The sequence below is a fragment of the Acetobacterium sp. genome (assembly GCF_036508315.1).
Classification (GTDB): Bacteria; Bacillota; Clostridia; order Eubacteriales; family Eubacteriaceae; genus Acetobacterium.
Genome location: NZ_DATCHP010000087.1, coordinates 1 through 11,685 on the forward strand (window position 1 = coordinate 1; position 11,685 = coordinate 11,685).

Consider the following 11,685-nt stretch of genomic DNA (forward strand, 5'->3'; position numbering starts at 1 on the left):
GGATATTGATTATTATTGTTTTCATTCATTATTTCCATATTCTTTAGTATCGGTTTTAGGCAATGCTTATTCAGCTTCGCTTAGTAATCGTTGTTTTAATGACCACAATTCCTGGGATAAATCCAAATGATAAACATGGGGATTTACCATCCGCTTAAATGCCGGCCACAAATGGGCTTTTTCATCTCTGAGGTGGGCCTGAATCTCCAAAATACTCGGGGATTCATACACGCATTTCCCTGCTTCAAAAATCGGCACCATTATTTCCCGGACATAATAATTGTTAATGGTCCGTTTTTTCCAGGTGTACACCGGATGAAAAATGGTTAACGGTTCATTCTCATCAATAACTTCATGGTCCAGAGTCATTAAATCCGCCAGGGCCATGTCGTTACATTTTCCGTAAATGCGAAAAACCTTTTTATATCCCGGATTGGTAATTTTACCGGGGTCATTGGAGACTTTAAGCTTTGGCTTTCCATCAATGGATGCCAGCTTGTAAACCCCACCCAATGCCGGGCAATCGTAGGCGGTAATGAGCTTGGTGCCAACCCCCCAGGCGTTTATTTTCGCACCCTGGATTTTTAAATCTTTAATCAGGTATTCATCCAGATCCGAGGATCCCACAATCCCGGCAGCCTGTAAACCCGCTTCATCCAAAAGCTTTCGGGATTCAATACTGAGATAAGCTAAATCTCCGGAATCAATCCGAATCCCATACTGTCCGGTAATATCCCCAACTTCCAGCGCTTTCTTAAACACCTTCACTGCATTGGGTACGCCCTGACCCAGCGTGTTATAAGTATCCACCAGAAGAATGGCATTATCGGGATTGTATTTTACATATTTTTCAAAGGCTTCGGTTTCGGTGTCATAACTCAGAATAAAACTGTGACTCATGGTTCCCATGGAAGGCCGGTCCAGCATTTCCTCGGTTTCCACCACACTGGTTCCGTCACAGCCGCCGATGACTGCTGCCCGGGCACCAAAAAAACCTGCTTCCGTTCCATGAGCACGACGAAGACCAAATTCCATAACCACATCGCCTTTGGCTTCCTCGATGATTCGAGCGGCCTTGGTTGCAATCAGGGTTTGGTGATTCACAATGCTGAGAATAGTTGTCTCAACAAGCTGAGCCTGTACCAGGGGTCCTTTTACCCGAATGATGGGTTCAAACGGGAAAATAATGCTTCCCTCGGGCACTGCATAAATCTCACCTTCAAATTTAAAGTTTTCTAAGTAGTCCAAAAATTCTTTGGAGAACTCAGGATGATTTTTTTTCAGTAAAAGCGTATCCTCTTTTGTAAATTGAAGACCTTTAATATAATCAATGACCTGCTCCAAACCCGCTACCACTGTATAACCGCCACCAAAGGGATTTTCCCGTATGAAAACATCAAAAACAGCTTCTTCTGCAGCTTTACCATCCTGAACATAGACATTTCCCATGGTAAATTGGTAAAGATCAGTTGCAAGCTGAAGCTTTCGATCAAATTGCATAATATAATTCTCCTTCTTTTTACGTCGAATCTATTCTATCACTTTACCCTGTTAAAATACAAATTTTTTCAATATAAATATTTGTTTATATTCAACGCATATTTATCCATTTTTAATGGTTTTTATGCCAATTCGCTCCATTTTTTTATCAATTTATTTTTTAACTCTACAAATTTTTCTCTTAATATCAAGAAAAAAAGAAATGCTTACGCATTTCTTAAGATTCAACTCCGATTTTCAGCATCTTAACCGCAGCTGTCACAGCCGCCACCGCCTGGGGCTTTTGTATACGTACTTTCCCGCTTTTCACGTTCGGCGTAAATCTCCAGATCGCTCCATGGCAGTCCTGCCCATTTAGCCAGCTCAAGGTCTGTGGGATATTCGTCTTTAGATTCTATTTTGCCGTCAACCAAAACCAATGGCAGACATTCCGTTCCTTCAGTTTCCAAAGCATTTTTGACCACTTCCGAGGCTAAAAACGCCGGACCGTCATCCATAATGTTATGGCGGGAAATCGAAATTCCCTTTTCTCTTAAATCCTGAACGATGCGCTCAACTCGTATTAATTCCCTTTCAATTTCCGGGCTGCAAGACCCACTGGCACAACCGACAGGTTCGAATATTTCTATTTTTCGCATTCTTTTGTCCTCCTGAATCTAGATTTATAAGGGTATAGTAACACAGGCGTGATATTTTGTGAATTGAAATTTAAATGTTAAGGAAAATTAGGGCTATGCACTAATTTGCCAATGTAATCACAAGGTAGTTTTCGTGGTCAGCATTGATCGACGTATCTATAGATGCATCTTTTATATTATTCATTACAATTCCTCCGCTAAGCGTGGACATGGTGTTGTCTTTTGCAATAAGTCCGTATTTCATAGTATTATGATTGACAACCTCTAAAGTAATCCCCGAGATTTGATCAGTTTTGTATTCGTTCGCACCGATTACCTCTACACATACCCCATCTTTATTAAAACCAATACTATAGTCACTTCCTGCGACTGTACTGGTACTTATTGCGGTTGCTGTAGCCAGTGCATTCTGCAAATCTGTCTCTATATTGGTAATGCTCTTCTGTTTATATGAGGTGTTTTCCCCTCGAGTATAAATCTTCTGAGACATGAGAAGAACCGAAGACACAGTTGCCATTAGGATTCCGGAAATCAGCAACGCTACAAGGAGTTCAACAAGGGTAAAACCTTTATTTCCACAATCATTTCGCTGAATTTTCATACCCAACTACCACCCTTTTTGGCAAAGGCTCTTAAATCAACATAAGACTCTCCATTATTAAAGTATACTCGAACATTAATCGCATAGCCTGCCTTGCCATCAATGGTAGTGTCCGTATAATAATATTGTTTTGGTTTTGCTTCTATATATGAAAATTTATCGCCTGGATTACCGATAACATTATACGCCCCTAATGATGAGTCAGTCGGAATTGCCCCTTTTGATAAAGAAGTCATAATGGAATCAACCAATTCCTGGGCTTGGGCCCCTTGATTGTTTTTGCTGTCACTAAATACGATCATATTCTGTCCATAGAGTAGTGCTCCTAGGACAGTGACCAAAATAATAGTGATAATTGCGGTGGCAGCCACTGTTTCAATCAGAGTGACACCATGTTGATTATTTAATATCCTTTTCATGATGCTCTCCTTAATAATACACAGTTGTCAGATTATTAATTTTCCGAGTTTCACCTGAACTCCCAGGACTCTCTGAGTTAGGATAACTTGTGGTTATAATACCATTAAGCCAAAAATTGTTATAAGACCATGTCATCTTTGTGGGATCCTTAATAAAAATTGTATTATTTTGCGATGCGCCACCGACAATAATATTTGTTGCTGTGATTTGATTTTTAAAAGTATCAGAAGCAGTGGTATCTGTATTTATAATGATATTACCTTTGACCCATAAATTCGTACAATTTATTATAAGACAAGAGGTTGCATTAATAATAAGATCACCTTCGAAGATAACTGTCTCTGCGTTTATATCAAATGTGGAATCATCTCCGTTAGTGGGATCCGCTTTATTAGATGAAGGAATTGGCTCTATAAAACACACATTTGCTACATCTAAATCAAGGGTTTTATGAGGTTCCCACTGAAATTTTCCATTTCCGTTCTTTTCTCCAATAGTTAAACTTAAGTAATTTCTATCAACCGCCAATACGTTATCCTGTTCAGCAATAGCCTTTTCATTTGACGTAAATTTCATTTCTAATCCTGTTTTGTTTTTATCCTGAATGAATGCGCCTGTCCAATTCGCTAGATCACTTGGAAGCGTCGGCAAAACTGCTTCAGGAGTTGTCACTTCATAATTAAATGCTGCTTCAAAATCCAACTTACGCCGTAAATTTTGGGTATCAATATTAAATATATATTTGTTAGTTTTTAGATTGTTGTTATCCTCAACTTTTTTTGTTTCAACAGTCAAAATTCCAACTGCTTTTGTGGGATCAAGAGTTTTTGCAAGGGTTTTTGAAATATTATTTTCATCTCCTACTATATAGTAAGATGCAATTAAATTATTATTCACATAGCTATTAATATCGGTAACTTTTGCTCGAATTTCATCTTCTTTTCCATCAGTTGGCTGATTGTCTTTAATTAATTTATCCAAGTCTTCATACAACGTTTTTAATTGTTGATCTTTGGCTTCCAAAGCCGTCATCCTGCTATTAATCTCAATCTTTCCAAACTCAATCACCGACTTGGCATCAATATAAGCCTGGCGGCTCTCAACAGATTCCTGGGTAAAGGTAAAACCACTGTTGGCTACTGTCATTATTGAAGCAACCATTATCATTAAAACCATACTAATAATGAGAACAAAGGCCAAAGAACTGCCTTTAGTATTTTTCAATCCCTGCCTTATTTTATTATTCATGGCATATCCTCCTATGAAACATGGTTTATTTTAACAATAAAGCCAGACCTGAAAAGCTGGCTTTAGCTTCATCCTGGAACCTTTTATTTATCGACCATATAAACAATAAAAGTCACATTAATGGTTATATTACCCCCATCCAACTCAGGTGCAAACCCTGAACTTGTGGTGGTTGTATTTCCAGATGTTCCCGTCTCCGGCAGAGCTTCAGGCACAATATCATAGGCAGAAATAATCATATCCGTTCGTGCATCCACGGCATCGATTAATTGTTGAAAATCATACTGCGCTCCTGTTAACGTCATGGTCACCACTCCGGTCCAGGTTGGTGTCGACCCGGAATCCACTGCTGTGGTTCCCGTTGGTGTTTCTGTAGAGGTTACTGTTGGTGCTTCTGAAGGGGTTCCTGTTGGTGTTTTTGCAGAAGTTCCTGTGGTCGGTTCTGTAGTCGTACTTGTATTTCCACTTCCAACTACCTGGTCTGGGGTAGTTGCATAAACTGCCGGTGCTTCCACAAAGGTTGCCACCCCTTGCCAGGCATTCGTCTCAACAGCTAACACACTTGGCTTTAGGTAATAATCCAAACAAAGCTGTGTTAAAAGGCTGTCCAATCCTTCATTTGGCAAATGGGCTAAATAGGGTCCTTTTAATCCACTGAGCTTAACATTGGCTTGATCCCGGGTTTCCATTACCGTCGGTACACTTTCAATGGCGGATGCCATAGTATTTTGTTGAAACTCGGCTTCCGTCAATTGATTGCTCAGGGTTTGGTATTTTTGATAACCTGGAAATACCACTAAATAGAAGCCTCCCATTAAAAGGCCAAAACAAACGAGAATATAAATGAGTACCTTTTCGCGTTTCGTTAATTTTTTCATTATTGTCCCCCGGCCTTCAAATATGCATCAACCACAAAACCATAACCTGTGGTAGTTGTTGTGGTTGTTGTGGTTGTGGTGCTTGTACCTGTTGCGGGGACGGTGGCGGTTTGAGTTGTGGCGGTTCCCGGAGTTGTTGTGGTTGTGGTCATCTCCGATGCCGAATAGCCCGTATAAACCACCTGGGTGAAATAATCGGTTGACTTTAATCGCTGGATATATTTTGCCGCTTCCTGCTCATTGTTTGCAATGGCTATTATGTTGATATCCCCGGTAAGGCCATCATAGGTCATGGTATTCAGAGCGATAACTCCATTGGTAAGGGTTCTAATACTATTAAGCTTTGATGAACCCAGATTAGGGTTGGTGTTAATGGCCTGGTTAATGTTTTCCATACCGGATACTTCGGCATTAATCAGAGTAACCTGTTCGTTTAATGTTTGGGACTGGGTATATTCCGCCTGTACTTTTGGGTCATTAATGTACTTATTCGCCCAATTCAGATTCTTTTGCATCTGGCTGTTAATAATAAAGAAGATCACAAAAGCACCAATAAAAAACACCGCTAAACCAATGGGCAGGACCAGAGCCTTATATTTAAAGTTACCGTCTTTTTCAACCCGATTGCTTTGCCTGTAAGCACGCATCAGGTTGATATCTGATTTTCCTGTAAAAAATCCCGAAACCGGATAGAGATATCCGCCAAAATCAAAGGTGTCATCAATGTTAAAGGCTGCTTTAACGTTTGGTGTCTGGGGAAGGATGAACAGCTTGAGGTCTGGGTCAAAAACAAGGGTTTGAAGCGTATTTAATTCGAATTCATCCAAACCGGCGTACAGGCTCATAACCAGAGTATGTTCGGATTTTTCAGACTTGTTAAATTGGATCAGGGATGACAATCGGGTCGAAAGCTCGGATGCAAAGGCATCGGTGCCTCGGTCTGCCATTAAACGGGATCGGTTAGAAAAAATATAAAGGCCGTTTTCAAAAAGAAGGGATATAAGATTATTCCCGTCAACAATATTTAAGGCAAACGTCATTCCACCGTAATCCCTGGTTCCGGAAACATACTTGATGATGGCGTTGAGACCCACGTCAATGCTGTTGATTTTAATTTTCAAACCTTCAAACAAAGCCACATAGGGCTCAAGCACCCGTTTTTCGACAGCGCAGCAAAACATGTTTTGTCCATTAGGCCCGGGGATACTTGAATAATCCACAACCAGTTCTTCATAATTTCCCGCAGTATCTTCAAATTCAGTCATCGCCAGGGCTGAAAGCGCTTTTGGGCTGAGCTTTGGCACCTCAATATTTTTAGTCATAATCAGACTGCTGTCAATGATCAGGTTTATGTTTTTAAATAGATTCTGGTCTTCTTCCATGGCTGAGGTAATAGCGGTTCGCAATGCTTCCCCATTGGTGATGACACCGTTAATGAGGGCCCCGGCTTCTAATGGCAGGGTTCTGGAATTTCGAATTGTGAGTTGTCCACCCTTTTTTATGACTCCCTGGAGGACTTGAATTCCAACATTCGAAAAAAATACAACTGTCTGCAAATTGTCTGTCCTCCTATCCGATATTTTGGTATAAGGTCATAATTGGAAGCATGACAGACAGCATGATACCGCCGACAATAACTGCCATAATAATAATCATAACGGGTTCAATAAAGGTAACCATCCGGGTGGTGGCCATCTCCGCCTCATAATCAAAGGAATCTGCCACGGTTTCCAGCATTTCATCCAAATTCCCGGATTCTTCACCAATATAAATGGTCGATACCAGTTTGGGATCAAAGCCTTTAATGGTGGCGATGGATGCCGAAAGCGGTTCCCCGTTTCGAACCTGGGCAATGGCATCTGGAAACTGGCTCTGTAAATAGGTATTCCCAATAATGGAGCCACTGATATTTAAGGCGTTAATCATGGCAAGACCGCTGGAATATAAAGAACTCAGGGTTCTTGCAAAGCGCGCGGTATAAATGATTTTTAGCAGCTTCCCGATCTGGGGTATCTTCAACTTAAATTTGTCCAGCCCCAATTTCACGCTGGGAACAGCAAGAAGAAACTTCATGAGTACAATCATAATAAGCGTGCCGATGATATAAAACAACCAGTAATTGGTTAAAGAGGTGCTGATATTAATCATGATCTGGGTAATCATCGGAAGCTCAATGCCTTTAAAGAGCGTGAAAAATTGAGGCAAAATCACGGTGAAAATTAAAATCACCACCATAATGGTTACCACAAAGAGAATGGCCGGATAGGTCATTGCGCTTTTAATCTTACCGTTGAGCTTATGCTCCTTTTCGTAGTGATCCGCCATTTTTCTGGCGGTGCCTTCCATTTGGCCGCTGGCTTCTCCTGCTTTATACATGTTAATAAGCAGTTCAGGAAAGGAGCCTTCCGTTGCTTCCATGGCAAAGGACAAAGTATTCCCCCGTTGGATTTCCCGATACAGGGTATCGTAAACCTTTTTAAGGGGTGGCTTAATGTCCCGTTCCGCCATGATTTTAATGGCCCGAATCACCGTAATGCCGGAAGCCATCATGCTGGCAACCTGGCGTGAAAAATCCGAAAGCTCCATGGGTTTTAGCCGATACGGTTTTTTATTTTCTTTAACCTCGACTATTTTTAGTGCGAATTCATTTTTTTGCCGAAGGGTGCGCCGAACCGCCTCTGCATCGGATGCTTCCATGGTGCCTCGGACGACAACTGATTGTAAGTTTTTTGCTGAGTATTTATAAACCGGCATGGGAACCTCCCAGATTGCTGTTTTCTTGTTTTAATTATAGTCCAAAAAGACTAATATACCACTGGATTATTATATCACCAAAAATCATGGCTGTCATGATACCAATGCACAAATATGGTCCAAATGCCATATGTTTTTCTTTTGTTTTTCTGATAAGAATAAAAACTGCCACAATTCCCCCAAGAATCAACCCGATAAAGGTTGCCAGAAAGGTATTTGGCCACCCCAGCATAAATCCGGCCACGGCCATGAGCTTAATATCCCCCCCACCAAAAGCATCGGTAATGAACAGGGTTAAAAGAAGCATGGGAAGACTGACTGCAAAGATACCGATAACCCGGGAAAGAATGCCAACATCCGGAAAAACGAAAAAGCAAAGTAGTGCCGGCACCATTAAAGCAATGACTAAACCGTTGGGAATGGTCATGGTGTCGAAGTCGATTGCGGTAATGGCAATTAAAATGGCTCCTGCCATAAAAACAACCGCCCACTGAATCGTAAAACCGTAGACTAAGTATATCAGCACCGCCAGTATCCCGGTGAAAAGCTCTACCAAAGGGTAACGCAGAGATATTTTCCCCTTGCAGTCAGCACATTTTCCACGAAGCCGAAGATAACTGAATATGGGAATATTATTGCTGCCTTTAATAGGCGACTTGCAGTGCGGGCAATAAGAACGCCCTTTTGCCACAGAGATTTTGTAAGGTACCCGATAAATGACTACATTGAGAAAACTGCCAATAACAGTGCCAAAAACAAACACAAAGACATCAAATATAAAATAAATAAGTTCAATCATGCTGATCGTGTATCCTTTCATGATAATTTTGTGTGAGTGCTGCCTCTCAAACCCTGTTATTCTGAGGTAACCACTATGTCCCCAGGAATATATTTGGTTATCAAGCCGTTTTTAGTATAGACGATATAATCAATAATGGCATCCCGATTTTCATCCACCACCTGGATGGTGGCTCCTGCGTTGATTTCTTCCCCAATCAGAGAAAGCAAGTCCTCTTGAACCGGAACCTCATAATGACCGGATGCCATGGATTCGGTTGCTTTGGTTGTGGCTGCCATGTACACCACCCGGGCATTGGCATAATAAGTGGTTTGACGAAAACCCTGAACAAGTCCGGCAATAATAACAATCACCACCACAAGGAGGATAATGACCGCCAGGGCAAAACCTCGTCCAAACTTGGGGATTTCCTTTTCAACCGGAGCATATTGGTAATTCTTAATAGGGATTTTCATGTAGCTCCTTCGTGGGTTTTCTTGAAAAGGCAATGGCCAAAAACATCAAGAAATAAGGATAGGTATAATACATGGTGTTTCCAAATAAGGCTGAAAACAGATAACCGGTACAGGCACTAAAAGCAATCACCGATGATTGCGGAAGCGCACTTAAGTGTTTATACCCATAAGCATAGCCAAAAATCAGTGCCAGTAAATAAAAAATTAGTGCCGGGATTCCAAAACTGGCGCCAATTTGAAGAAATTCATTGTGAGGACGATCCCAGTTTAATCCCAAGTCAGCATAAGATGTTGCCATATTATCCGGACCCGTCCCAAACAAAGGCTTTTCTTCCATTATTTTAAGTGCACCCATCCAAAGCTGCCAACGGCCAGAGCCTGCGTTCTTTGCTAAATTAATGATTTCTTCGGAGGCTTTTTCATTGGAAGATTGGGCAATCTCTTTCATATCGACGGTGAGCGTATTGACGTTTGTCCCTACCTGACCGATGATGCCATTGACTGTAAAGGCGATTGCCAAAAACACCAGCAACAACAGAGCACTTTTTTTTATCTTCTCTTTTCGGTAGAAAAACGCTACTATTGTAACAACTAAAGCAGCCGCAACTCCCAGGAAAGAACCGAAGGTATTATTGGCCACTAGCACCCAAGTAAGAAGACCGTAAGCCAAACCATAAATAAGAAGCCACCCTTTACGGGTTGCAAAAATGAACAAGCCTCCGGTTGCCATTACCGCCAGGCTAAGATAATATCCATAATGATTAATGTTATGAAAAATCCCTGCCCAAAGAATATAGGGTTTGTCATCATTGACACCAAACTGATAAACTATACTCTTAATTGGAAGCCCAAAATATTGGAAAATCACCACAGCACCTAACACAGTGGCGGGACAAACAAAAATTTGTATGATTTTGAACTTGAGCTTCTCATCATGGATGCTTAGCATTCCGGTAAAAATACCTGCATAAGCCCCGATGGTCAAAAGCCCTTCTTTTCGGTAATAGTCTCCGAAGAATGATAGCTCTATATTTGATGAAAAAAGAGTGGAAAGTATTGCCCAAACTACCACTGCCCCGAGAAACAAAAATGGAAACTTTATAACTATCCATTTTTTTAGAGATTCTTTTTGTGTTCTTTCGCTAAACCGTTTATAAGCTAATAGCACTGTGAAAATAATAGAAACATAACCTACCTGGAGCAATAAAAACACCGGATTAAAAAAAGTGATTCCCAGGTTGAGAAGCGCCACTATGAAAACCGGTGAAAGGCAATAAAAAGCCAATAAACAAAAGAGAATTGTTTCAAAAAAAGCGGCCGGGATTTGGCCTAACATCTCAGATAAATTTTTGGCATTTTTAAATTTTTGATAATCCATGTTCTGTGCCAACTTTTTCACTGAACAGCTCCTTTATAAGTCATTTAAAAAATCTCCCTATCTGGGCAAACCCAATGACGGGTTTGCGCCATAAATAGGGAGATTGGTATGTACCCTATGGCGCATAGGGTGCTTATTCTGCTATGCAAAAATTTGTTTTAGCTTTGACTTATAACAAAATTTCCAGCTGCATATGTATATATATTAGTGCCTGCTTTATAAACAAAATCAGTAACTTTTCCTTTGTCATCAATCACAACACCTGATATATTCCCAGGAACGTCAGTACCAATTAAATCAAGCATTTGCCCGGTTTTACCTTGTATTGTTAATATTGCTGCTGTTGCTGCTGTTGCTACCGTTTCTGAGGATGGTCTGGTTGCTATTCTTTCAGTGGCAACCGACTGTGCTGCAATATAAGCAGTTCTTGCTTCTGCAAGATTTGCCTTCTCTCTAGCATCCCCAACAAATCCCAACATTGCGGGAATGGTAAAGGCTGCTAAAATAGCCAAAATAACCAATACAACAATAATTTCAACAAGAGTAAAACCTTTTTCTTTTTTACGCATTTTATTAATAAATTTCATAAACAACTCTCCTTTATTTTTATTTTTTAAGAACTCTATATGATCATCTGCGCCACAAGATGAAACATAAACATTGTTAATGCGATCTGCTTTTCACAGCATCGCTATAGTTTATTACAAGCTCTTTTAGTTTAAACAAAAGTACCACCCATTATTTCTTTTTTAGACAAAAATAGCCACCCATGAAATGGTGGCAGCTGGCTGTCGTATCATGGTTTTACTCCATTAACTCAGACCCTAAAGCTTTGCGTCACAGGTTTTCGCCTGATATGCTAGTAACTCCTTAATCTTAATTGTTTCTCAATTAAAAGTCAAGTTAATAATGAGAATTTTCCTGGTTTATTATTGGCTTTTTTCTGATTTAAATAAGTTTAGCTTAACACAAAAGTCGTCATTGGACGGCTCTCCACTTGGTTGTATCCTTAAA

General features: G+C 40.5%; 12 protein-coding genes and 1 riboswitch. All 12 genes read right to left on the reverse strand.

Annotated elements, in window-relative coordinates:
* Positions 1–66: 66 nt before the first annotated feature.
* On the reverse strand, positions 67–1,500 hold the full coding sequence (locus tag VIK44_RS10375; protein WP_331553832.1) for a nicotinate phosphoribosyltransferase: 1,434 nt from the start codon (positions 1,498–1,500) through the stop codon (positions 67–69).
* Between the two features lie 245 nt (positions 1,501–1,745).
* Positions 1,746–2,138, reverse strand: a complete 393-nt coding sequence (locus VIK44_RS10380; RefSeq protein ID WP_331553833.1) for an arsenic metallochaperone ArsD family protein — start codon at positions 2,136–2,138, stop codon at positions 1,746–1,748.
* Positions 2,139–2,238: 100 nt separating this feature from the next.
* Positions 2,239–2,739 carry a PulJ/GspJ family protein gene (locus tag VIK44_RS10385; RefSeq protein WP_331553834.1) on the reverse strand — a complete coding sequence of 167 codons (501 nt, stop codon included), beginning with the start codon at positions 2,737–2,739 and terminating at the stop codon, positions 2,239–2,241.
* Positions 2,736–3,158 carry a PulJ/GspJ family protein gene (locus tag VIK44_RS10390; protein WP_331553835.1) on the reverse strand — a complete coding sequence of 141 codons (423 nt, stop codon included), beginning with the start codon at positions 3,156–3,158 and terminating at the stop codon, positions 2,736–2,738. Before VIK44_RS10390 ends, VIK44_RS10385 begins: the two co-directional genes overlap by 4 nt.
* Positions 3,159–3,168: 10 nt before the next feature.
* Entirely contained in the window at positions 3,169–4,407 is a 1,239-nt protein-coding gene (locus VIK44_RS10395; RefSeq protein WP_331553836.1) for a hypothetical protein, read from the reverse strand.
* Positions 4,408–4,490: 83 nt separating this feature from the next.
* Complete coding sequence (locus VIK44_RS10400) at positions 4,491–5,285, reverse strand: hypothetical protein (protein WP_331553837.1); 795 nt, start codon at positions 5,283–5,285, stop codon at positions 4,491–4,493.
* Positions 5,285–6,841: a hypothetical protein gene (locus VIK44_RS10405; RefSeq protein WP_331553838.1), complete on the reverse strand. Its 1,557-nt coding sequence runs from the start codon at positions 6,839–6,841 to the stop codon at positions 5,285–5,287. The genes VIK44_RS10400 and VIK44_RS10405 overlap by 1 nt, the downstream gene beginning before the upstream one ends.
* Before the next feature lie 13 nt (positions 6,842–6,854).
* Entirely contained in the window at positions 6,855–8,039 is a 1,185-nt protein-coding gene (locus tag VIK44_RS10410) for a type II secretion system F family protein (protein ID WP_331553839.1), read from the reverse strand.
* Positions 8,040–8,073: 34 nt separating this feature from the next.
* A complete protein-coding gene (locus tag VIK44_RS10415) occupies positions 8,074–8,838 on the reverse strand; it encodes a prepilin peptidase (protein WP_331553840.1) in 765 nt (254 codons plus the stop codon).
* A 56-nt stretch (positions 8,839–8,894) separates the two neighbouring features.
* Positions 8,895–9,293: a hypothetical protein gene (locus VIK44_RS10420; protein ID WP_331553841.1), complete on the reverse strand. Its 399-nt coding sequence runs from the start codon at positions 9,291–9,293 to the stop codon at positions 8,895–8,897.
* A complete protein-coding gene (locus VIK44_RS10425) occupies positions 9,277–10,692 on the reverse strand; it encodes an O-antigen ligase family protein (RefSeq protein WP_331553842.1) in 1,416 nt (471 codons plus the stop codon). The genes VIK44_RS10420 and VIK44_RS10425 overlap by 17 nt, the downstream gene beginning before the upstream one ends.
* Before the next feature lie 137 nt (positions 10,693–10,829).
* Positions 10,830–11,258, reverse strand: a complete 429-nt coding sequence (locus tag VIK44_RS10430) for a type II secretion system protein (RefSeq protein ID WP_331553843.1) — start codon at positions 11,256–11,258, stop codon at positions 10,830–10,832.
* Positions 11,259–11,447: 189 nt separating this feature from the next.
* A riboswitch (cyclic di-GMP riboswitch) is annotated at positions 11,448–11,542 on the reverse strand.
* Positions 11,543–11,685: the final 143 nt, after the last annotated feature.

Excerpts from the sequence above, each read along its gene's own strand:
- VIK44_RS10380 (WP_331553833.1), bottom strand. The coding sequence starts at position 2,138 with ATGCGAAAAATAGAAATATTCGAACCTGTCGGTTGTGCCAGTGGGTCT.
- VIK44_RS10430 (WP_331553843.1), bottom strand. The coding sequence starts at position 11,258 with ATGAAATTTATTAATAAAATGCGTAAAAAAGAAAAAGGTTTTACTCTT.
- VIK44_RS10375 (WP_331553832.1), bottom strand. The coding sequence starts at position 1,500 with ATGCAATTTGATCGAAAGCTTCAGCTTGCAACTGATCTTTACCAATTT.
- VIK44_RS10395 (WP_331553836.1), bottom strand. The coding sequence starts at position 4,407 with ATGAATAATAAAATAAGGCAGGGATTGAAAAATACTAAAGGCAGTTCT.
- VIK44_RS10410 (WP_331553839.1), bottom strand. The coding sequence starts at position 8,039 with ATGCCGGTTTATAAATACTCAGCAAAAAACTTACAATCAGTTGTCGTC.
- VIK44_RS10400 (WP_331553837.1), bottom strand. The coding sequence starts at position 5,285 with ATGAAAAAATTAACGAAACGCGAAAAGGTACTCATTTATATTCTCGTT.
- VIK44_RS10390 (WP_331553835.1), bottom strand. The coding sequence starts at position 3,158 with ATGAAAAGGATATTAAATAATCAACATGGTGTCACTCTGATTGAAACA.
- VIK44_RS10385 (WP_331553834.1), bottom strand. The coding sequence starts at position 2,739 with ATGAAAATTCAGCGAAATGATTGTGGAAATAAAGGTTTTACCCTTGTT.
- VIK44_RS10415 (WP_331553840.1), bottom strand. The coding sequence starts at position 8,838 with ATGATTGAACTTATTTATTTTATATTTGATGTCTTTGTGTTTGTTTTT.
- VIK44_RS10420 (WP_331553841.1), bottom strand. The coding sequence starts at position 9,293 with ATGAAAATCCCTATTAAGAATTACCAATATGCTCCGGTTGAAAAGGAA.